The organism is Photobacterium sagamiensis, assembly GCF_050337085.1.
Lineage (GTDB): Bacteria > Pseudomonadota > Gammaproteobacteria > Enterobacterales > Vibrionaceae > Photobacterium > Photobacterium sagamiensis.
This window is the reverse complement of record NZ_JAKJSP010000024.1, coordinates 62,933-85,151: the sequence shown is the minus strand read 5'-3', so window position 1 is coordinate 85,151 and position 22,219 is coordinate 62,933. Positions and strand designations below refer to the sequence as shown.

General features: G+C 43.8%; 18 protein-coding genes. 12 read left to right on the top strand and 6 right to left on the bottom strand.

Going from position 1 to position 22,219, the window contains the following annotated elements:
* Positions 1–19: 19 nt before the first annotated feature.
* The 4 genes from L4D76_RS12445 to L4D76_RS12430 all read right to left on the bottom strand — a co-directional run bounded on the left by L4D76_RS12445 (position 20) and on the right by L4D76_RS12430 (position 4,115).
* Positions 20–682 carry a lipocalin family protein gene (locus L4D76_RS12445; protein ID WP_428441213.1) on the bottom strand — a complete coding sequence of 221 codons (663 nt, stop codon included), beginning with the start codon at positions 680–682 and terminating at the stop codon, positions 20–22.
* A 201-nt stretch (positions 683–883) separates the two neighbouring features.
* Positions 884–2,884: a carboxy terminal-processing peptidase gene (prc, locus tag L4D76_RS12440; RefSeq protein ID WP_428441212.1), complete on the bottom strand. Its 2,001-nt coding sequence runs from the start codon at positions 2,882–2,884 to the stop codon at positions 884–886.
* A 17-nt stretch (positions 2,885–2,901) separates the two neighbouring features.
* Positions 2,902–3,546 (bottom strand): RNA chaperone ProQ, encoded by a 645-nt coding sequence (gene proQ / locus L4D76_RS12435; RefSeq protein ID WP_428441211.1) that lies wholly within the window; start codon positions 3,544–3,546, stop codon positions 2,902–2,904.
* 110 nt (positions 3,547–3,656) lie between these two features.
* Complete coding sequence (locus L4D76_RS12430) at positions 3,657–4,115, bottom strand: GAF domain-containing protein (protein ID WP_428441210.1); 459 nt, start codon at positions 4,113–4,115, stop codon at positions 3,657–3,659.
* Positions 4,116–4,213: 98 nt separating this feature from the next.
* Here L4D76_RS12430 and L4D76_RS12425 point away from each other — a divergent pair, with 98 nt between their 5' ends.
* The 5 genes from L4D76_RS12425 to L4D76_RS12405 all read left to right on the top strand — a co-directional run bounded on the left by L4D76_RS12425 (position 4,214) and on the right by L4D76_RS12405 (position 12,443).
* Positions 4,214–6,013, top strand: coding sequence for an ABC transporter ATP-binding protein (locus tag L4D76_RS12425; RefSeq protein WP_428441270.1), 1,800 nt, complete (start codon positions 4,214–4,216; stop codon positions 6,011–6,013).
* Positions 6,014–6,151: 138 nt separating this feature from the next.
* Positions 6,152–7,348 carry a PqiA/YebS family transporter subunit gene (locus tag L4D76_RS12420; protein WP_428441209.1) on the top strand — a complete coding sequence of 399 codons (1,197 nt, stop codon included), beginning with the start codon at positions 6,152–6,154 and terminating at the stop codon, positions 7,346–7,348.
* Complete coding sequence (locus L4D76_RS12415) at positions 7,329–9,956, top strand: PqiB family protein (protein WP_428441208.1); 2,628 nt, start codon at positions 7,329–7,331, stop codon at positions 9,954–9,956. The genes L4D76_RS12420 and L4D76_RS12415 overlap by 20 nt, the downstream gene beginning before the upstream one ends.
* Before the next feature lie 117 nt (positions 9,957–10,073).
* The gene (gene rsmF / locus L4D76_RS12410; protein ID WP_428441207.1) at positions 10,074–11,504 is read left to right on the top strand and encodes a 16S rRNA (cytosine(1407)-C(5))-methyltransferase RsmF; all 1,431 of its coding nucleotides are present in this window, start codon (positions 10,074–10,076) and stop codon (positions 11,502–11,504) included.
* A gap of 345 nt (positions 11,505–11,849) precedes the next feature.
* The gene (locus tag L4D76_RS12405) at positions 11,850–12,443 is read left to right on the top strand and encodes an FMN-dependent NADH-azoreductase (protein ID WP_428441206.1); all 594 of its coding nucleotides are present in this window, start codon (positions 11,850–11,852) and stop codon (positions 12,441–12,443) included.
* Positions 12,444–12,816: 373 nt separating this feature from the next.
* Here L4D76_RS12405 and L4D76_RS12400 read toward each other — a convergent pair whose 3' ends face one another.
* The gene (locus tag L4D76_RS12400; protein WP_428441269.1) at positions 12,817–14,148 is read right to left on the bottom strand and encodes a MipA/OmpV family protein; all 1,332 of its coding nucleotides are present in this window, start codon (positions 14,146–14,148) and stop codon (positions 12,817–12,819) included.
* Between the two features lie 223 nt (positions 14,149–14,371).
* Positions 14,372–14,677, bottom strand: a complete 306-nt coding sequence (locus L4D76_RS12395) for a DUF496 family protein (protein WP_428441205.1) — start codon at positions 14,675–14,677, stop codon at positions 14,372–14,374.
* 429 nt (positions 14,678–15,106) lie between these two features.
* On the opposite strand from L4D76_RS12395, the gene cspE (L4D76_RS12390) reads away from it, so the two are divergent.
* The 7 genes from cspE (L4D76_RS12390) (at position 15,107) to L4D76_RS12360 (ending at position 22,011) form a co-directional block, all read left to right on the top strand.
* Positions 15,107–15,316, top strand: a complete 210-nt coding sequence (gene cspE, locus L4D76_RS12390; protein WP_428441204.1) for a transcription antiterminator/RNA stability regulator CspE — start codon at positions 15,107–15,109, stop codon at positions 15,314–15,316.
* 406 nt (positions 15,317–15,722) lie between these two features.
* Positions 15,723–15,932 (top strand): transcription antiterminator/RNA stability regulator CspE, encoded by a 210-nt coding sequence (gene cspE, locus L4D76_RS12385; protein ID WP_428441203.1) that lies wholly within the window; start codon positions 15,723–15,725, stop codon positions 15,930–15,932.
* Positions 15,933–16,219: 287 nt separating this feature from the next.
* Positions 16,220–17,638: an FAD-binding oxidoreductase gene (locus L4D76_RS12380; protein ID WP_428441202.1), complete on the top strand. Its 1,419-nt coding sequence runs from the start codon at positions 16,220–16,222 to the stop codon at positions 17,636–17,638.
* A gap of 656 nt (positions 17,639–18,294) precedes the next feature.
* Entirely contained in the window at positions 18,295–18,837 is a 543-nt protein-coding gene (gene ectA / locus L4D76_RS12375) for a diaminobutyrate acetyltransferase (protein ID WP_428441201.1), read from the top strand.
* Positions 18,838–18,860: 23 nt separating this feature from the next.
* Positions 18,861–20,126 carry a diaminobutyrate--2-oxoglutarate transaminase gene (gene ectB, locus L4D76_RS12370; protein ID WP_428441200.1) on the top strand — a complete coding sequence of 422 codons (1,266 nt, stop codon included), beginning with the start codon at positions 18,861–18,863 and terminating at the stop codon, positions 20,124–20,126.
* Positions 20,127–20,137: 11 nt separating this feature from the next.
* On the top strand, positions 20,138–20,524 hold the full coding sequence (locus L4D76_RS12365; RefSeq protein WP_428441199.1) for an ectoine synthase: 387 nt from the start codon (positions 20,138–20,140) through the stop codon (positions 20,522–20,524).
* 68 nt (positions 20,525–20,592) lie between these two features.
* A complete protein-coding gene (locus tag L4D76_RS12360) occupies positions 20,593–22,011 on the top strand; it encodes an aspartate kinase (protein ID WP_428441198.1) in 1,419 nt (472 codons plus the stop codon).
* Positions 22,012–22,219 lie beyond the last annotated feature (208 nt).

The following is a 22,219-nucleotide window of genomic DNA, read 5'->3' as shown; positions in this document are numbered from 1 at the left end:
CATTAAATAGTAGTATCGATTATTCTCTTTGAAAGGTTGCTTCCATACCAAACTGTTTATTGGTTAATGTCAGAGTATCTGTACCCAAAAGGAATTGACTGTCTTGTTGACCATCTTCGTATATCAAAACAATATGATCATCTTCTAAATAATAAATACCACGGTGCTCTTTTTTCTTTCCTTCTGAGTTAGAAACTTCCGCTGAAAATAAAAAGTCAGGCCGTAGTGAAATGGATAACTGCTCTATCCCCTCACCGACATCTTTACCTGAAATATTAGAGGAACGCCACTCGCCAGGCAAATTATCCGGTGCTAATTTAGTAAATCTTGCTCCATCCAAAATAAACTGATTGTAACTCAGCATATAACTATGTTGCTGTTCATCTTGCCCTTTCGCCAAGAAGTTGATGTTAGTTTCATCAATGTCGTACTTACCATCCCATTGATCAACCGTACCATCAACTCGCAATAAACGAATTACAAAATTATAAGATGACTTGAATTTTATATTCATTGCACGATAGCTTGCCCCCTCGCTTTCGACACCTTCTTCTGCTGTACTGAACCAATACCAGTCACCAAGAAGTAAAGGGTAATCAAATTCAGTAAGATCATCTGCAAACAAAGGACAACTAAAGGTGCTGAAGTAAAGTGTAATCGCAACCAATAGAGACTTATACATAGCACTGCTCCCGAGACAACACACAAGATCCTATATAAACCCTAGTCTGCAATGCTTTCTTTTGCATTAAAATATGACTTCAATCACAAGTTGAAATGCAATTGTCTCAAGAGTAATACCAATCGAAGTAAGGCGAAAGCCTCAAAAAAAAACGGCACCCTGAAAAGATGCCGTTTCTAATAGATATGTCGACTCAAAGAATTAGCTTTGCGTTTTGACTAAATCCGCTGTAATTGCTACCGCTTCATTAAGATAAGGATCTGGTGATTCATAATCTTTTGGTACATCATCCAGAGAAGCAAAAGACTTCTTACCTGACGCTTTTTGACGTTTGTTCAAACGAGCCAAGCGATCACGATCTTCTTTCTCCTGCTCAGCAATACGCTGCTTCTCACTCAGCGAAATCTGATTAATATCTTTTTCAACTTTATACTTTTCAATATCATCAAGAATAAAGCGGAATTCCATATCACTGTTGATACGTTTATCATGTTTCGCTTTCAGAGGAGGCAGAACTGCTGAGTAGTTATACACTTTCTGATAACTAGCAGGCTTAATGCTATCCCATGGTAATGCATTATCTTCAACGCTCTCGCCCGTTTCAGCGGGATCAATTGCAGTCGGGAAGGCAATATCAGGCACAACACCTAAATTCTGAGTACTACCGCCATTAATACGATAGAACTTTTGAATGGTATATTGCACGTGACCTAAAGGCTTATCAAACAGGTCATAAATATGATTCAGTGAACGGTGTTGCTGAACAGTACCTTTACCAAAAGACTGCTCCCCTATCACGACAGCACGACCATAATCCTGCATCGCTGCAGCAAAAATTTCAGATGCCGATGCACTGTATCGATTGATAAGCACTGTTAATGGACTATCAAAATATACGCGATCATCAGAATCGCCATTTACTTTGACACGGCCATAGCTATCACGGACTTGAACGACAGGCCCACTATTGATGAACAAACCGGTTAATGCGGTTGCTTCTGTTAACGCACCACCACCATTGTTACGTAAATCAATAACAATGCCGTCGACCTGATCTTCATTAAGCTTAGCGATCTCTTTTTTCGTATCTTCAGACAGGCCCACATAGAAACTAGGTACTTCAATAACACCTATTTTCTTACCCTGAGCCCTCTTCACAGACGATTTAGCAGCCCTATCTTCAAGACGGATCTTGTCGCGAACAATAGTTACATCGTAACTTTTTTTGTTCTTACCTTCAGGCAGGATCTCAAGCTTAACTTTACTGCCTTTAGGACCTTTGATTAATTGAACAACATCATCAAGACGCCAGCCAACAACATCAACAACCTCTTCGCCATCTTGTGCAACACCGACAATTCTGTCGCCAGCGGCCAATTTCTTAGACGCCGATGCTGGTCCACCAGCAACCAAGGAACGAATAACAGTATATTCATCAACCACTTGAAGTACAGCACCAATTCCTTCCAAAGACAAATTCATCTCCGCCTGGAATTGTTCAGCATTTCGTGGTGACAGATAGCTTGTATGGGGATCAACCTCACGGGAAAATGCGTTCATGTAGATCTGAAATACATCTTCATTGTGAGTCTGGGTTAAACGCTTCAACGCATTGTTATAACGTTTAGCCAATGTTTCTTTAATTTCGCTCCACTCTTTGCCCGTTAACTTCAGGTTTAGCGCATCATACTTAACACGCTGACGCCAGATCTCATTTAATTCATTGCGATCTTTTGCCCAGGCAAGTTCAGAGCGATCAATAACGAAATCATCAGGTTGACTGAAAGTAATTTCGTTATCAAGCAAGCTTAATGCGTACTGATAGCGGTCAAACCGACGCTGTAGCAGTTTGTTAAAAATATCAAAGGCACCAGAGGTATCTCCTCTTTTGAGTTGATCATCCAGCTGGGTTTTCCATTTTTCAAATTGCCTAATGTCGGCTGCGGTTAGAAAGCTCTTATTAAAGTCCAACATTTCGATATAACGATCAAAAATGTCAGCAGAGAATTGATCATTAAGGGAGAATTGCTTGTAATGCGACCGTGTATACCGCGAAGCTATCCTTTTGCTTGCTGTTGCATGTTGCTTTTCGGGCACAAGCTGCGGCAAGTCACTTAATGAATGTTTAGCCTCTAGGGCTTGCGCTGAGGCTGCCAGCATTATGCCAGCAGCGATCAGTGAGAAACGGAATCGACAGTTCATGCGTCGAACATTCTCCTTTACGAACGCAGGTGCTCCATTTTTACAACCATGGTTAAACCGTTGGTCAAACGAACACGCACATCGTCCTTATTAATTTCAACGATAGTAGCCGGCATGTTCCCGTTACCCATATTGACACGAACGTCGTTGCCAACTTTCACTTCGTCAGCAGTAAGAGCACGGGTGATTTCAGCAGGCTTTTCATTTAGCTTAGTCGTATTTGGCTTAGTCTTCTTAGGTTTAAGCGATTTTGTGCGATTTTTATCCGCTTTTGCTTCACCTTCTTTATTCGCTGCAGCTTTAGCCACTGCCTGCTCTTTACGACGGGCACGAACTTTGGCTTTACTTTCTTCCAGTGCTTTTTGTGCGTGGTCAACGTGCTCTTGCTCTAACACACCACATTCATTGCCATCTAGGTCAACACGGTTTACACCGGCTTTTACACCGTGAAGGTAACGCCAGGAAGATGTATATTGACGTAAAGCTGTACGTAATTGTGTTTTACTGATTTTAGGATCTTCATCCAAACGCGCTGCGAGATCTTGGAAGATACCAATCTTAAGTGGCTTCGCTTCACCTTCAATAGTAAAACATTTTGGGAAACGCTCAGCGATGTATGCAATAACTTCTTTACTGTTCGTTAACTTTTCAGAGTTTTCCATGGAGTTTCCTGACATCGAACGAGGTAACCTCGCTGTTAGTACTGTGATCAAAAATAAATAGTGTCGCTATTATAGTTACCTACCGCTGAAAAACCACCGAAAGCATACAATTAGAGTCTTTTTTGTAGTTCTTCAACAAAAGAAACTAGACCTTCTTCATCATTTTGGTCAAATCTTGATACAGTTGGGCTATCAATGTCCAATACGCCAAACAGTTCGCCTTTCACCGTGAGTGGAATAACGATTTCTGAATTACTTACCGCATCACAGGCTATATGACCTTCAAACTGATGTACATCACCGACACGAAGCACTCTGTTTTCAGCTATCGCGCTACCGCAAACGCCGCGCCCTACCGGTATACGTACGCAAGCCGGTTTACCCTGGAACGGACCGAGTACTAACTGCTCATCTTTTAATAAATAGAAGCCTGCCCAGTTAATATCTTCTAACTCCATGTAGAGTAACGCACTAATATTAGAGATATTAGCAATAACATCCGGCTCTCCATCGATCAGAGCAATAGCCTGTTGTGTCAGTCTTTTATAAAAAGCGTTTTTATTTTCCATGGCTTACTCCCAATATTTATTGCCGTTTATTACCGATAAACTAGCGAACCCAACCAGTAATGGGAATCATTATCATCGTGAAAAATACTTCAAATCAAATGATTAACTGGTCTTGGCTTTTAAAGCAAGCAAAACGTCATCGACCAAGATTAATTGTCGCTAATGTTATTGCCCTTATCGCCGCATTGATCAGCGTACCCATCCCATTACTTATGCCTCTGATGGTTGATGAGGTCTTGCTTAACAAACCTGCAGGTGGCGTTAAGTTTCTGAGTCTATTGCTGCCAGAATCACTTCATCAAGCCGCAGGCTATATCCTGTTAGTTCTCCTGCTCGTTGTATTGATGCGAATTTCCAGTCAGGCTCTGAATATACTGCAAAGTCGTCAGTTCACGCTGGTAGCAAAAGACATTACTTATAACCTGCGAAAACACCTGATCGATAAACTAGGCCGCATCAGTATGCGTCAATATGAAGAACGTGGCAGTGGTGGTGTTACATCTCATCTTATTACTGATGTCGAAACAATCGATAAATTCGTTGGCGATACCCTCAGTCGCTTTTTGATTGGCTTACTCACCGYCACTGGTACAGCAATCATTTTGCTATGGCTTAACTGGCAACTTGGTTTGTTCATTCTTTTAATCAACCCTCTTGTTGTTTATGCATCGCGCATGATGGGAAACCGGGTTAAAAACCTTAAAAAGAAAGAAAATCAGGCTTTTGAGAAGTTCCAACAACGCTTAGTCGAAACATTAGATGGTTTATACCAGCTTCGGGCAGCTAACCGAGAGCGTGAATTTCTTACCCAGCTTAAATCCAATGCCAGCGATATTCGCCACAATGCCGATCAATACGCATGGCAATCAGAAGCAGCAGGACGACTTTCATTTCTTCTTTTTCTCTTAGGCTTTGAACTGTTCCGTGCTGCTGCAATGCTAATGGTTCTTTTTAGCGATCTCACTATTGGGCAAATGTTCGCTGTTTTTGGCTATCTGTGGTTTATGCTGGGCCCGGTACAAGAATTACTTGGTATTCAATTCGCCTGGTACAGTGCCAAAGCGGCGATGCAACGTTTGAATAGCCTGATGGCACTTGAAGAAGAAGTGCGTCATGTACCAACAGAGAACCCGTTCCACCAAGGCGATGCACTGAGCATTGAGGTCAGAAAACTCCATTTCGCCTACGACGAAGATAAGGAAGTATTAAGAGGACTGAATTTAACCATTCCGGCGGGTAAACGTGTCGCTTTAGTCGGTTCGTCTGGCGGCGGGAAATCAACCCTTATCCAGCTGTTACTGGGCATCTATCAAAAAGATCATGGTGATATATATATCAATGGCCATCCGATTGAAAATGTAGGTTATGAAACCTTACGTGACAAAATGGCCGTTGTTTTGCAACACCCCGTTTTATTTAATGATACTTTGAGGCACAACCTGACGTTAGGTGCTGACTTTAATGATGAGCAACTTTGGCAAGCCCTGGATATTGCTCAGCTTTCTGATGTCACTCAACGCCTGACCCACGGCTTAGAGACCGAAATTGGCCGCCAGGGTATCCGGTTGTCGGGCGGACAGCGTCAGCGATTAGCCATCGCAAGAATGATCCTTACCAACCCGGAGTTTGTCATTCTCGATGAAGCAACATCAGCATTGGATACCGCGACTGAAGCTGCGTTACATACCGCTTTAAACCAGTTTTTAACTGACAAAACAACCTTGATAGTTGCCCACCGTTTATCTGCGGTTAAGCAAGCTGATCTAATATACGTGCTCGAAGATGGTCAGGTTAGCCAGACAGGAACGCATTCTCAGCTGGTCAACGAGAAAGGGCTATACCAAACATTGTATGGTTCCGTCCAATCGTCTGAACCTTCATTAACAGCGCCTGAATAGCAACTAGCAGTAACCAGAATAGTAACTAGCGGTAGCCAGAATGACCACAAAATAATATAGTGTTCATTTATAACAACTTATAAATATTAATAACCATAATAGTAATGATTTTTGTACGTAAAAAGGGATTGAACTAACATGTCTACAGCTCGACGGTGCCCTGGCTGTGATTTACCTATTATGCCTCAAGCCGCCCCGAGTGGATTGAGTGCGTATTGCCCCCGCTGTAAGACACGTCTCTATCGCGGTGGCGAGTGCCATTTCAATGGTGAACTGGCGATTGCTTTCGCCTGTTTAATCCTTTTCATTCCGGCACATATCTTCCCTCTCATAACTATTCGCCTGTTTGGCGTGATGATCCCGGCTACCCTCCCATCAGGCACCCTGACTTTAGCTTCGGGTTTTCCAGCGGTAGCTGTTCTCATTCTTTTCTGCAGCTCGATTGCCCCTTTATTGGTGAGTTTGTCAGTCTTTAGTGCTCAGCTGGGGTTAAAGTTAAAGCATTTTCGCTTGTTTAAATCCTCGTTATGGATCATCAAACACTTAAAGAATTGGGCGATGTTCGATGTCTTCCTGGTCAGTTTGGCGATCTCGTGTTTCAAAGTGCAGGAAATTGCAGATATATATGTCGGACCAGGCCTGTATTGCCTGGTGATCCTGCAAGTTCTCATGTCATTGCTGATCACCCGTGTAAGCCTCAATCGTTACTGGGAAGCCTGGCAACCAGAAACTGACCATAAAGCCAATGAACTTGAAGCCCACTGTCATTCATGCCATTTAACTCAGGCCAATGCCTCGCACTGTACACGTTGCGGTAATTCGCTACACATACGCCTGCCTTATTCAATACAAAAAACCTGGGCCTACCTGATAGCGGCAGCGGTGTTTATTTTTCCTGCCAACCTTTATCCTATTTCAATATTCTTCAATAATGGTAAACGGGTTGAAGACACCATTTTTTCAGGCGTCGCGTCACTGATTAGAGATGACATGGCGGGTATTGCCATCATCATCTTCGTAGCCAGTATCGTTGTACCTGTGGCAAAAGTACTCGGCCTTGCGTACATCCTGCTTAGCATCCAATTCAAGCGCCGCGTTTATCATCTTTATCGTATGAAAATTTTCCGCGTCATACAGTGGATTGGGAAATGGTCTGTCATGGACTTATTTGTCATCTCATTGATGGTCGCTCTGATCGACCGCGGACAAATTCTCGATTTTACACCAGGCCCCGGTGCCATCGCTTTCGCCGTTGTGGTGGTGTTAACGATGCTGGCAGCTGAAAGCTTCGATTCTCGTCTGATATGGGACAACTATGAACAACGGACAAAATAACCAACAACCAGAACCGGTAGATATTCGTCGTGATCGAGGGCTTTCACCGCTGTGGTTACTGCCCCTGCTCGCCCTCGTTCTGGCTGGCTGGCTCATATTTCAAGCGGTCAACGAGGCCGGAGAACGCATACAAATCCACTTTAACGATGCTGCAGGCTTAATTGCGGGCAGAACAACGATCCGTTATCAGGGTCTGGAAGTCGGGATTGTGCGTGACGTGAATCTGTCGGAAGATCTTCACAGCATTTATGTTGAAGCCGATATCTACCCTGAGGCAGTACAAACGCTGAAAGATGATACTCGCTTCTGGTTAGTAAAGCCTAAAGCTTCAATTACCGGTATTTCCGGTCTTGATGCATTGGTTTCCGGTAACTATATCGCTCTGCAGCCCGGCGAAGGGGAATTTAGAGTGAAATTTACCGCATTAGATACTCAGCCCTCTGACACCCCTCTGGGTGACGGCCTGACCGTTCAGCTTCGTGCTCCCGATCTGGGCTCAGTCAGTATTGGCTCACAGGTGTTTTATAAAAAGATCCCTGTTGGTGAGGTCTATAACTACACCCTAAGCCATAACAAAAAGCGTGTACTTATCGATGTGTTAATTCAGCCTCAATATACTGAACTCGTGACCAACAAGAGCCGTTTCTGGAATGTCAGTGGTATGAGTGCCAACATTGGTTTCAATGGTGTTGATGTTCAGTTCGAAAGCCTTTCAGCTATGATTGGCGGTGCTATCGCTTTCGATTCTCCCGATGAAGGGTTGCCGATTGAACCTAACCACTTATTCCGCCTTTACCCTGATCTGAATACGGCGGGTCGGGGTATTGCTATTACCATCGAGTTACCCGACGACAATAACATCAGTACCGGCGGTGCCCCTATCATTTACCGTGGCCTGCAAATCGGTCAGATCTCTGATTTACGATTAGATGATGAACGTAATAAAGTTATTGCTCACGCTGCAATTGAACCTAGTATGAGTGATTTGCTGACGACAGGTTCCAGCATGCTGCTTGAAGAGGCTGAAGTCTCATTAAATGGTGTGAAGAACATCAGTAACCTAATCCGGGGCAACTTCCTCACCCTGATCCCAGCAGAAGGTGAAAAATCTCGTAAATTCAAAGCGTTTACACAAGACACTCTGCAAGAGAAGCAGCCCGGCATCGCAACATTCTCACTATTCGCGGAAAACAGCTTTGGTATTCAACGAGGAGCAAAACTTAAACATCGCGGTCTCGATGTGGGCCGTGTGAAGAAAGTCTTGTTTGACGGTGATAGAGTCCGTTTTGATGTTATCGTGCGGCCGGAATACACTGCTCTGGTTCGGTCAAATAGCCGCTTCTATATCGATGGTGGTATTGAAGCGAACATCAGCGCACAAGGTGTCAATGTATCACTGCCACCAGCCGACCAACTGATCAGTAATGGCATTAGCTTTACCTCCTCAGGTAAACAGCAAATCCAGAAAAACTACCCTTTATACAAAAATAAGCGCTTGGCTCAGCTTGCGGCCGATAACCTGAGAGGCTTTGCTAATTTCACCCTATTTGCAAATGAACTGCCTCCTGTATCGGAAGGCAGCCCTCTCCTTTATCGTAACTTACCCGTTGGCGAGGTAGCAGGTTACGCCCTTACACGGGACGGTGTCACCATTTCGATTAAGGTTGAGAATAAATACCGCCACCTGATCTCGAAAGATACCGTCTTCTGGAATCGTTCAGGGGTTGAGGTTGAAGCCAGTTTAACCGGAGTAAAAATTAAAGCTGACCCGATCAGCACATTGATCAAGGGCGGTATTGCCTTTGACGATCTGCCAGGCGTTGCTAGCAAAGCAGGGGCACGTTATAAACTGTACCCTAGCCTTGGTGAGGCACAGAACTTCGGTTTATTAGTTACCCTGACAGCCAGCGATGCCCGTGCGATATCAGAAAATACCGACATTCGTTATCTGGGGGTGAATATCGGCAGAGTGGTGACGATTGAACCTGATTTCAATACTGGTAATGTCAACATCAAAGCCCGCTTATTCCCCAAGTACGCTGAAGTGGTGGCAAAATCGGGTAGTTACTTCTGGGCGGTGAAACCAAAGCTAAGCTTAACTGGCTCGAAAAACTTAGATTCATTACTTAGTACCTACATAGCAGTTGCACCTGGTGACGGTCATTATTCCCAAACCTTTAAATTGGGTTCGGCCGAATTAGTTAAGTCTGGTTTGACGTTTGTCTTAGAAAGTGAAGACCGTAATTCAATCAGCGAAGGAACTCCTCTGCTTTACCGTGATATTCAGGTTGGCCAGGTCGTTAAGGTATCACTGGGTGAACTGGCAGATCGCGTGATGATTGATGCTCAGATTGAGCAAGAATATAGTCACCTGGTACGTACTGATACTGTGTTCTGGAATGCTTCAGGACTCGATGTAACGATTGGATTAACCGGTGCCAACATTCAGACCGGTACTGTTGATAGTATGCTGCGAGGCGGGATTGCCTTTGCAACACCTGAAAAACAACCTCTGTCACCGCAAGCAAAAGCTAACCGCCACTTCTTGCTTTATAAAGATGCTAAACCAGAATGGAAAACCTGGCGTACTGCCATACCAAGTAACTAAATCAACAGGTCCGGTATCGCACTGAAAAAGGAGCACATTGTTGCTCCTTTTTATTGATCGATTAATGATAAATATTGGTATACTCTCGCCCCATTGCTAGTTAAACGAGATACTCCCTTGCACCCTAATATCTATATTCCTGACGCGTTTATTGAACAAATTCGCAAAATCATGCCTGAACATCTGAGCATGGATGACTTTATTGCGTCTTGTAAGACCCCTTTGCGTCGTAGTATTCGTGTCAATACGTTGAAAATCAGTGTGGCAGATTTTCTCGAACGTGTGGCTGACAAAAACTGGACGTTAACGCCTGTGCCATGGTGTGAAACTGGTTTTTGGATTAAGCGTGAAGACGAGGAATCCGTATCTCTTGGCAATACAGCGGAACATATGGCGGGGTTGTTTTATATCCAGGAAGCCAGTTCAATGATGCCGGTTACCGCCTTATTAAAAGACAATAATGCACTCGACTGCGTGTTGGACATGGCTTCTGCGCCAGGATCTAAAACCACTCAAATGGCCTGTGCCATGCAAAACCGCGGGGCGCTGGTCGCCAATGAATTAGCCGCCAGCCGCATTAAAGTGTTGCATTCAAACCTTCAGCGTTGCGGTGTTTACAATGTCGCCCTGACCCACTTTGACGGTTGTGTGTTTGGTGGCTGGGCACCAGAGTCTTTTGATTCCATCTTGTTAGATGCACCTTGTTCCGGTGAGGGGGCAATTCGTAAAGATGATAACGCAATGGCTAACTGGAGTCTGGGTTCTGTTGAAGAGATCGCTGCGATTCAACGCAAACTTATTGAAAGCGCATTCCAGGCATTAAAACCAGGTGGCGTTATGGTCTATTCAACGTGCACCCTTAACTTAAGCGAAAACCAAAACATTTGTCATTTTTTGAAAGACAGTTTTGGTGACGCCGTTGAATTTGAACCATTAAACGATCTGTTTGACGGTGCAGATCAGGCATGTACAGCTGAAGGCTTCTTGCATGTTTATCCGCAGGTTTTCGACAGTGAAGGCTTCTTTGTCGCACGGATCCGAAAGCATGCTTCAGTCGAATCACCAAAAGTAAAAAAACGCTTAGGTAAATTCCCGTTTAATCCGGCATCAAACCAAGATACACAGGTCATCGCTAAAGAGCTTGAGGCAACTCTGGATATCACTTTGCCATCTGATAGTGAAATATGGCTGCGTGATAAAGAAGTATGGTTGTTCCCTTCTCAGCTTCGTCCACTGCTCACAGAGATCAGATTCCAGCGCATGGGCATCAAATTGGCTGAGCAGCACAAAAAAGGCTACCGCTGGCAACACGAGGCCATCATGGCGTTAGCAAAGGGGAATGAAAAGATCTCTATTGCCCTAACAGCAGAACAAGCTAAAGAGTGGTTTATGGGACGAGATATTCGCCCGGAACATACTCCTGGCAAAGGGGAAATCATTGTAACTTATCGCGATTATCCTATTGGTATCGGGAAATGGGTCAGCAATCGAATCAAAAATGGCCTGCCGCGCGAGCTGGTAAGAGATACCAATTTATTTGATATCTAAGTATTAATACTTCTTATTAGTAATACTGGCAAATTATGCTGTGTGAACTAACATTGATAGTGTAATTGATCTCCATTTACTAACCAGTTAGCGCAAGGCTCTCACGAGCCATTCCCCTAAGCCCGAAACAGGAGTCGTTTCGGGCTATTTTTTTACCCTGCCCCAGCCATACATTCACAAATTAAATTCCACAACCGGCTGATTTTTTACAAAATTAATCACATCAAACCTTCATTCGATTTTATCGAACAAGTCACACAGTTTTTTCCGCTATCTTCATAGCACCAAGCTTCTTATAGTTACTCCCACAGCAAATGCCCCCCAATACCGATTAAGGAACACATTATGTCTAATGTACTGGTACTAAAATCAAGCATTCTAGGTGACTACTCTCAATCAAATAGCCTAATTGACCACTTAATTGCTTCATGGGGCGATAAAATCAGCTCTGTTGTTGAACGTGATTTAGCTGCAAATCCAATCCCGGTATTAGATGGCGAAATTGCCGGTGCGCTCCGTGGTGGCGATAACCTTAACCAACGTCAACAAGAAGCAGTCACACTTTCTGATCAATTGATTGAAGAGCTAAAAAATAGCGATACCGTTGTGATTGCAGCGCCTATGTACAACTTCTCTGTTCCGACTCAGCTAAAAAACTGGTTTGATATCATCGCACGTGCAGGAGTAACCTTCACATACACTGAAAATGGCCCTGTAGGCTTAATTGAAGGTAAAAAAGTGATTGTTGTTACCACGCGTGGCGGCATGCACAAAAACAGTCCAACCGATCTGATGGTGCCATACCTGAAGACTATTCTAGGTTTCGTCGGTATGACTGATGTAGACGTGATCTATAGTGAAGCCCTGGGTATGGGAGATGAAATGGCGGCTAAAGGTATTTCTGAAGCTAAATCAGCCATTGAGCAACTCACCGCTTAATCATCCAAACACGAATTGTTATTCCTGCTAGTACCTTGACTCATTAATTATGATTGATTGAGCTGATTAGTTCTTTATCGATGAAGCCAAACAATCGTCATCCTTGCTCTTTGTCATCCATTGAAGCGCTTAATGCTGATCTTTTCATTATCGATTGGATTTACAGTAGCGATTATCGGGGATCCACAGTCCACTGAACCTTCCGTGCATGATGGATCCCTGATAACCGCCAGGTAAGTTTTGAGAAAGCCTGCAAGTTCAGTGTTTGGCGGTTTCTGGGATGACGAACTTCGACTGTTTTAATCAATCATCTTCACTGTGTTTAGGTACTAGTCTCTAAAATAGTCTGTTAAGCGCATAATAAATTGAGCCGTTAAAAATCAAACTGCAGATAAACCGTATTATAGTTACTGCCACCTTTGATACGGCCAAACTGAGATGCACTCTCAAAAATAGCAGAACGATGATGCAAGCTGTAACCAAGCCATACCCCATCCATTGATTTTTGATTTAACAAGTCACCTACGTTGACATCAAATGAAAAATCCAGATAATTCAGCAAATTACTTGGCTCGTATTCTTTTCGATCCATCTCAATTTGTTCAATATAACTAATATGATTGATGTACGATAAACCTTCTGCAACTCCAAATCGCCACTCCACAGGCCAGTTAAACGTATAATACGCTTTAATCGCAACGACATATTCCGGAGAAGAACTCTGAACCTCAGAACTCCAATGCCATACAAAGCCAGGGGTTAAATAAATATCTAACGGCAAACCGAACAGTTCATCGGTTAACGGATGACCATAAAAAACGGATGTAAGCTTGTTATCAAATTCATCTTTAACTCGATTGCCAGAGAAAATTTCGCCAATATTTGACGGCGTCGCCCAACCATGTGCCAGTCGCCAGTACGATTTTTGTCTTAACGATGACTTCTTCGGTTTGCTGTCATCGCGGAAAAATCCAAATCCGGCATAGAGCTCGCCTTGCCAGTCAGTATCAATAGTTGATGAATGACGAACATTGCTATCAAAGCGTGTGGCATACGCACCACCAAGCAAGTAGAGATTCGAAGCTACATGGTATCGAGTATTAGCCCCAAGCCTTAGGGATATTCCGCTATCAATCGTCTCTCGGTTCAGGCCATAGTAGTAGCTGTTGTAATCCGACTCTTTCCAAATCAATGATGCTTTAGGATGAACTAGCCAGTTGCCATTCTTGTATCGCCCCCCGACGGTCGCAACAGAGTGGAACCTCATATCAGGGTCGAACATGAAGTCCAGCTCGCTATACAAGCTATCATCAAGCTGAAACTTTAGCTGAAGGCCACCATCCCCGCTGTCGCCACCGATCTGATTTTGATATGAAGAGGGAATATCAATAAAATGCATGCGCAATAATGCATTGACTTCCCAGTTATCCTGGCGATAAACGTTTAAACCGCCTTCGGTCCCATTAATGAAAAACCGCTCTCCTCTGTAAAACATCATCGGAACAAAGGTAGTTACGGTATTATCTTCAAGGTCAGAATCTACAGCATAAGGAATTTCCGCATGCCGGATCACGGCCGCAATCCCCCAGTCTTGTTCTTCTGCTCTCTGCTGGCGCAATTCTTCAACAGAAATGAAACCACTTTTTTTTATTTCATGCTTTTCAGAAAGCGGTTGTTCAGTAAGCTCCTCTCTTTGATCCGCCAGTGTCAGTGAAGGTAATAACAAAACAAAACAGGCCCAGAATTTCAACAAAAGACTACCTCCGCAATATGAACACATTTCGCTAAATAGTAACAATAGTTAGGTTTATTTATAGTTCCTGCCCGTAAAAAAGGAAAAAAAAAGCCCGAACGCTATCGGGCTTTGTTTCTGCAGTTATCAATTCAAACATAATCTAAGAATTGAATACCGTAATGAGGGCTCATGACTACTTAGCAGCGATCTCAGCTTTCTTCAGATCTTTTACATTTTTGCTAACTTCACGACGCTCTTTAGACAACTCAGCGCTGATGATGATGTGATCATCTACACGATCTTCGTAATCACCCTTCATATTTTCTACGATTTCGAGAATCGCTTCCTGAGTCATTTCAGGTCGAATGTAATCTAGAAGGTTTTCAAGCAGCTCAACACGTTTACGGTTGTCACGGATCTTACGTTCGTTATCTAAAATTTCACGCTTTAGTTTATTCTTACGACGTGTCTGTCTTACCAACTCCAAGATATTGCTCATATTTTGTCCTTTTATGAATCTATAAAATCTTAATCGCTTCGTTATAACAGAAAGTCATGCACAACCTCAAGTCACAGAGTGAATCCTCTCCATTTATCTATGGCTCATTGATTTCGTTCAATGCCGTTCAGCACGTAAGCATCATAGCCAATAAGCATGTTTTTTGTTACCACCGTACAGCGTTACACCTATCTGCGTGAATGTCATCACAAATAATTTACTCCAATATTTGCAAATGGCATATCAATGCCTACTCTTTTGATAGACCAGTAGTTGTTTGACCAAAATGCAGCAATCTGAATACCGAAGCTTCGTGTAACAATTCTTAATCTAAGAAAGTTGTCCTGAAGATGTTCAAGTTTCAATTGTCACCATAAGTTAAATTGTTATTGGCTATAACGTATTGATGTAGAGAATCCAGGAGACAACATGTCTAAAGCAACAGGTACCGTTAAGTGGTTTAATGAAGAAAAAGGTTTCGGTTTCATCACTCAGGATAACGGCGGTGCTGATGTATTCGTTCATTTTCGTGCTATCACTGGTGACGGCTTTAAAACACTGGCTGAAGGCGACAAAGTTACATATGAAACGGAGCAAGGTCCTAAAGGCTTACAAGCTGCTAATGTAGAAAAGACGTAATCTTATGATAGATTTGATAAAAAAGGGCTAGTCAGCCCTTTTTTTATTTCACCTGACAATAGTGACCCAACCCTTTCTTTTTATGTCATATTTCCGTTAACCTCTTCTAATTCCTATACTTTACTCAGGCCACTATGCTACTTTCATCACAATTCTTTATTATGGTTATTTGATTTTCAGTCTAATGCCTTGCCCTCAAAATAGCGCTGTGGCTTAATAGTTTCGCCCTGTAATGCAGTCCTATTTATGCAGCAAATTGAAATTGAAAACGAAAACTTCGTTACACCACTTTTTATAAGTGTCGTTGTCCTGAAGCTTCATTCTTCTTTTGTCCATAAGTAATACATTATTTTGGCTTAAGTACGCGTAGTGCGTGATTTTATATACAAATTTCAGGAGACATGTCATGTCTAAAACAACTGGTATTGTTAAGTGGTTTAACGACGAGAAAGGTTTTGGCTTTATCACTCAAGACAACGGCGGCGCTGACGTATTCGTTCACTTCCGTGCTATCGCTGGTGACGGCTTCAAATCTCTGGCTGAAGGCCAGAAAGTATCTTTCGACGTTGAACAAGGTCAGAAAGGTCCTCAAGCTGCAAACGTTGAGCGTGTCTAATTCGCTTTTAAGTTTGTAATGTTGATAAAAGGGGTATCGTTGGATACCCTTTTTTTTGTTATTAATTTTCAACGAATATATTCTCAACAACTCGAATTAACCCATCATATTGCATTACCTCCAAGAATAGCTCTCCACCTCCCCTATTTGCTCTTTCTTCAGCGTGTCATCTACACTCTCGGGGCGCCTGTATTTCTCACTTGTGCAAGTTATGCACAACGAAGTGTCCCTTTATACCTCGACGCTAGAGATTTGGCGCATACACTAAGAACAATGGAGAAGTGATTATGGCTGAATTACAGGCTCGCTTGCTTAACGGTGAAATCAAGATCCTTAGCGACGATATAATAGCTGACCTACGTGGCCGGGTGCGCGGACAAATCGTGCTGCCTGACGACTCCGATTATGATGACATTCGCCAGATATGGAACGCGATGATCGACCGACGCCCGGCACTCATCGTCCGCTGCTCCGGTACGGCCGATGTGATACATGCAATACAGTTTGCTCGGCAATATCAATTACTCACATCGATCCGTGGCGCTGGCCATAATATCGCAGGCAAGTCACTCTGCGACGGCGCATTATTGATTGACCTGAGCACAATGCGCTCCGTCCAGGTTGACCCAATTGCACGCGTCGCTATTGTCGGACCAGGGGCTACACTCGGCGATGTTGATCATGAAACCCAAGCCTATGGATTAGCAGTACCCGTCGGGATCAATTCAACTACCGGCATTGCAGGGCTGACCCTCGGTGGCGGCTTCGGTTGGCTGAGTCGAACACACGGCCTGGCGATCGATAACCTTATCGCTATCGAAGTGATTACCGCTGCAGGTGAGCGCCTGAGGTGCGATGCAAAAAACCACGCTGATCTGTTTTGGGCCTCATGCGGAGGGGGCGGGAACTTTGGTGTTGTTACATCATTCGAGTTCAAACTGCATCCTGTTGGTCCCGAAGTGATGGCCGGGCCGATCATTTTTCCTTTTGAACAAGCCAAGTCAGTTCTGCATGCATACCGAGAGTTCTGTGCCAACTGCCCCGAAGAGTTAACTGTATGGGCAGTAATACGCAATGCTCCTCCGTTACCATTTCTTTCTCCAGAGGTTCACGGCACTCGGGTCTTGATCCTGGTTGCTCTCTACACAGGCGCGATGGCGGCGGGAGAAAAAGCATTGGCTCCGCTACGTCAACTTGGCCAGCCCATCGCTGATGGTTTTGGACCACATCCCTTTGTTGGATTTCAGCAAGCTTTCGACCCGCTATTGACACCCGGGGCTCGTAATTACTGGAAGTCACACAACTTCACCGAGCTGAGCGATGGATTGATCGATAAGTTAGTTGACTATGGTGACAAGCTGCCTAGCTCACAGTCGGAGATCTTCGTTGCACAAATGGGAGGAGCAACCAACCGTGTTGCCCCTGACACCAACGCTTATCCGCACCGCGACGTGACATTCATTATGAACGTACATGCGCGTTGGGAGGCTGAGGACCAAGACGACACCTGTATTACCTGGGCGCGTGAATTCTGCGAAGCAACCAAGCCCTTTGCGACCGGCGGCGTGTACGTTAACTTCATAAGTGAAGATGAAGACCGAGTTCAGGGCGCATACGGTGCGAATTACAATCGACTTGCGAAAGTGAAGGCCAAGTACGATCCTGACAATTTTTTCCGTTTGAACCAGAATATCACACCAAGCTGATTGCTGTTCCGTGTCCAACCTCCCCCCCCCTGTGAAGTAACAACTTACTGATTAAAAATCCCAGCTGATCAGCTGGGATTTTCAAGCTATAGGTCTTAATTTGTACTGACGACCTGACCGATTGCTTAAAAAACTGAGATGTAACCTGACAATCAGAATGACATCTCTGGACTGATAGAATTCGATATCCCCCATCCTATTTTCAGGTATTGGCCCTCGCCAAACCGCTCTGCCAACACGAGGATAATACAAAGATGTTCTTCCGTGGGGAGAGACAATGCTTATATGCCATCCATGATTCACGATACAAGCGACCTTGTGAAAAATTTGATTGCATTTTACCTGAAGGCGACGCTGCCTTCAGCAAGGTTTCCCCCTCATTCAAGCTAGCATCATTGCAGCGAGCAAGGTTAATCACGAAAGCTTTTGTCAATTGAGATCAACTGGCAATTGCTCAACAGCTTAAGGAACCAACTCACCAAATAATTAGAACACAAAACATTAAGTGACACATTCGCAAACACAAACCTTCCATACTAATCAACAAGATAAGATAAGCAAGTGGAATATTATCCATACATACACTTGATATATTCATTGAGGGGTGTAATGATTACGCCCCGATTGTTTAGACCACTAAGGATTATGGGTACAGGATGATTACGACAGCACCTTGGATTGTATGCCCGACAATATTGGCCAAGGATGAAAACAAGTGGGTATTTAGAACACCAAACATTGGCGATGGTGACCAAGTGCATAAGCTTATCGCTTCATGCTCTCCTCTGGATGTGAACTCGTCTTACTGTAACTTTCTGCAATCTACTCACTTCAAACAAACCTGCATCATTGCAGAATGCAATGATGAAATAGCAGGTTTTATATCTAGCTACCTCAAGCCGGAAAATAATAGTGAACTGTTTATTTGGCAAGTTGCCGTAGCCCCCAAGCACAGAGGGAAAGGGCTTGCATTTCATATGCTAAAAGAGCTTTTAATGCGCGATAACCTGGAACACATTAAGGCTGTTGAAACAACAATCACAAAAGACAATCAAGGCTCTTGGAACCTATTCAGGAAACTAGACGAGGAAAATAATAACCATGGTGCAGTGACAACTTTTCTGGACGAGTACAAACACTTTAAAGGCAAGCACGATACCGAATACCTGTATCGCATCCCTCTTACCAAAACTCATTAATTCATTGAAAACATGGTCCCAATATGGATATCTTCAAAAAGCAAGAATCAAATGTGCAATCATATGCGAATAACTTCCCTGTTGTTTTTTCATCTGCAAAAGGGTGTTGGCTATACACCCAAAATGGTAAACGTTACCTCGACTTTCTTGCTGGCGCTGGTTCGTTGAACTATGGCCATAACAATGCAGTACTAAAACAAGCACTACTTGATTACATCGATTGTGATGGTATTACCCACGGCCTGGATATGCACTCAAAAGCCAAAGCGGAATTTTTAACCGCACTTCGTAATCACATATTCTCCCCCCGAAATCTTGATTACAAAGTGCAGTTCACCGGTCCTACTGGCACAAATGCCGTAGAAGCGGCAATGAAGCTCGCACGAAAAGTAACTGGCCGCATTAATATCGTCACTTTCACCAACGGCTTTCACGGTTGTACCACCGGTGCACTGTCTGCAACAGGAAACCAGCACCACCGCGGCGGTGCTGGCATGCCTCTGACAGGCACTTCACGTCTTCCGTACGAAGGCTACGCTGGCGTTGATGGTCTGGCTTTGTTCGAAACAATGCTGAACGATAACTCAAGTGGTTTAGACAAGCCCGCAGCAGTATTACTTGAAACGGTACAAGGTGAAGGTGGACTGAATGCTGCCTCCACTGAATGGCTGAAACGACTGAGCACCATTTGTCAGCAGCACAAAATCCTACTGATTGTCGACGATATTCAAGCCGGCTGTGGCCGCACCGGCACCTTTTTTAGCTTTGAACCTTCAGGTATCAAACCAGACATCGTTACTTTGTCCAAATCAATCAGTGGATATGGATTACCAATGGCATTGGTTCTACTTAAGCCTGAACTCGACATATGGCAACCAGGTGAACATAACGGTACTTTCCGTGGTAATAACCATGCCTTTGTTACCGCAACGAAAGCCATTACAACTTACTGGGCAAACGGTGAATTTGAACAGCATATCGACCAGCGCGCAAACCAAGTCAACACCGCGATTCAACGCGCCCTGCGCCGTTATCCGTCATTATTTATCCGCGGCAAAGGCCGAGGCATGATGCAAGGTATCGAGTGCAAGAGCGGCTCAATTTCATCAGCCATCGCCAGAGCATGTTTCGACAAAGGTATGGTAATTGAAACCGCAGGCCCAGATGACGAAATCGTTAAGTTCTTCTGTCCACTCACTATTAGTGAGACCGAGCTTGAGCAAGGATTGCATATTTTCGAGCAGGCAGCAGATATCGTCGCCACTAAACTGCTCAAGAAAGCTTCTTAAGGACCTTAGGCATGATTGTAAGAACTCTGGAAGAGTGTAAAAACAGCGAACGTCGTGTAGTGTCGGACAACTGGGAAAGTATCCGTATGCTATTAAAAGACGACAAGATGGGGTTTTCATTCCATATAACCACCATCTATGACAACACCGAAACACATATTCATTACCAGAACCACTTAGAGTCAGTTTACTGTATCTCCGGCGAAGGTGAGATCGAAGTGATCGGCGATAAAACCTACCCAATTAAGCCAGGGACATTGTATATCTTAGATAATAATGATGAACATTACTTACGAGCCTATAAAGACAAAGAGATGGTAATGGCCTGTGTATTTAACCCGCCGATTACTGGTGCAGAGGTCCATAACGAAAATGGAGTATACCCGTTAGTGGAATAATCCTCTTCCCAAGGGGCAGTCAATGCCCCCTTTTCCCAGATGTAATTAAATGAGTAAAGGATTCCCTCATGAGTTATACCGTAGAAAAAATCGGCGGTACATCAATGTCAGCATTCGATGCTATCTTAGATAACATAATGCTACGCCCCAAATCTCCCTATAATCGCGTTTTTGTGGTCTCTGCTTACGGCGGTATCACCGATGCGCTGCTAGAATGCAAACGTTCTGGAAAACCCGGCATTTACCAGTATATTGCCAAGCGTGATGAAACATGGCGAAAAGCTGTCGCCGATTTAGAAATGCGCATGCTACTCGTCAACGAAAATATGTTTGCCGATCCCCTTAATCGCAGACGTGCAGATAAATTTATCAAGTCAAGGATCACTGATGCAGTAAACTGTATCACTAATATTATAGAAACTTGTCAGTACGGCCAATTCTCTTTGCGTCATTACTTGCCGCAAATCAGAGAATTTCTATCGTCGCTCGGTGAGGCACACAGTGCCTATAACACTGCCCTGAAATTAAAAACCCTTGGTATTAACGCCAAGTTTGTTGATTTGTCCGGTTGGGATGACAAAAGCTATGGCAGCCTGGATGACGTCATCAAACGCGCATTTGCCAATATTGATGTCACTAAAGAGCTGCCCATAGTCACGGGTTATGCCTATTGTGATGAAGGATTGATGAAAACCTATGATCGCGGCTACAGCGAAATTACCTTTAGTCGTATTGCTTGTTTAACTCACGCTACTCAGGCCATCATCCATAAGGAGTACCACCTAAGCAGTGCCGACCCGCGCGTCGTCGGCCCAGAAAACGTCTTTCCTATGGGACATACCAACTTTGATGTTGCCGATCAACTGGCCAATTTGGGAATGGAGGCGATCCACCCCAATGCAGCGTCTGGGCTACGCCAAAATAACATTGAATTACGTATCAAAAACACCTTTGAACCCGAACATCAGGGCACCCTGATTTCACAAAATTACCTACCTGACGCTGAAAGAGTGGAAATCATTGCAGGTAAAAGTAAAGTCTTTGCCCTACACATTTTTGACCAGGCCATGGTTGGCAAGGTAGATAATGTAAGCTATGAGCTGATGGAAATCATCTCAGATGCCAGAGTGAAATTAATTGGTAAAGAGATGAACGCCAACTCTATTACCTACTATTTAAGTGGTGGCACGGAAATCTTAAACAAATTGCTTTATAAAGCAGAAAAACGCTACCCAAATTCGACGATTACAGGCTGCATGGTCGCGCTAATTTCAATTATTGGAGCCTCTATCAATACCAATACTGCTTTAAGCAAAGGCATACTCGCCTTAACAGACAAGCAGATTTCACCAATAGCTGCCCACTCTTCCATGCGTAATGTTAACGTACAGTTTGTTGTGGAAGACAAATATTACAAAGCGGCGATATGTGCTCTTCACTCCGAGTTTATCAACCAATCTGAAAATAAAACGCGCAAAGTTGCTTAGTTTCTTTTAAGGAAAGCTCCCCCAACCGGGCAATGCTGCTCACTTAAGGCTCGGTTGACCGCTTCTCACAATGAAAATAATTGGAATACAATGAATGTGTTCCGATTTTTTTCATTGTAAGTGCCACTTTTGCTGATTTTATTGACGTGTCTTCCAACGATGTCAATCAACTCACTACGTTCTCAGAACATGTGCATAATAGCCCATA

Excerpts from the sequence above, each read along its gene's own strand:
- L4D76_RS12445 (WP_428441213.1), bottom strand. The coding sequence starts at position 682 with ATGTATAAGTCTCTATTGGTTGCGATTACACTTTACTTCAGCACCTTT.
- prc (WP_428441212.1), bottom strand. The coding sequence starts at position 2,884 with ATGAACTGTCGATTCCGTTTCTCACTGATCGCTGCTGGCATAATGCTG.
- proQ (WP_428441211.1), bottom strand. The coding sequence starts at position 3,546 with ATGGAAAACTCTGAAAAGTTAACGAACAGTAAAGAAGTTATTGCATAC.
- L4D76_RS12430 (WP_428441210.1), bottom strand. The coding sequence starts at position 4,115 with ATGGAAAATAAAAACGCTTTTTATAAAAGACTGACACAACAGGCTATT.
- L4D76_RS12420 (WP_428441209.1), top strand. The coding sequence starts at position 6,152 with ATGTCTACAGCTCGACGGTGCCCTGGCTGTGATTTACCTATTATGCCT.
- L4D76_RS12415 (WP_428441208.1), top strand. The coding sequence starts at position 7,329 with ATGAACAACGGACAAAATAACCAACAACCAGAACCGGTAGATATTCGT.
- L4D76_RS12405 (WP_428441206.1), top strand. The coding sequence starts at position 11,850 with ATGTCTAATGTACTGGTACTAAAATCAAGCATTCTAGGTGACTACTCT.
- L4D76_RS12395 (WP_428441205.1), bottom strand. The coding sequence starts at position 14,677 with ATGAGCAATATCTTGGAGTTGGTAAGACAGACACGTCGTAAGAATAAA.
- cspE (WP_428441204.1), top strand. The coding sequence starts at position 15,107 with ATGTCTAAAGCAACAGGTACCGTTAAGTGGTTTAATGAAGAAAAAGGT.
- cspE (WP_428441203.1), top strand. The coding sequence starts at position 15,723 with ATGTCTAAAACAACTGGTATTGTTAAGTGGTTTAACGACGAGAAAGGT.
- L4D76_RS12380 (WP_428441202.1), top strand. The coding sequence starts at position 16,220 with ATGGCTGAATTACAGGCTCGCTTGCTTAACGGTGAAATCAAGATCCTT.
- ectA (WP_428441201.1), top strand. The coding sequence starts at position 18,295 with ATGATTACGACAGCACCTTGGATTGTATGCCCGACAATATTGGCCAAG.
- ectB (WP_428441200.1), top strand. The coding sequence starts at position 18,861 with ATGGATATCTTCAAAAAGCAAGAATCAAATGTGCAATCATATGCGAAT.
- L4D76_RS12365 (WP_428441199.1), top strand. The coding sequence starts at position 20,138 with ATGATTGTAAGAACTCTGGAAGAGTGTAAAAACAGCGAACGTCGTGTA.
- L4D76_RS12360 (WP_428441198.1), top strand. The coding sequence starts at position 20,593 with ATGAGTTATACCGTAGAAAAAATCGGCGGTACATCAATGTCAGCATTC.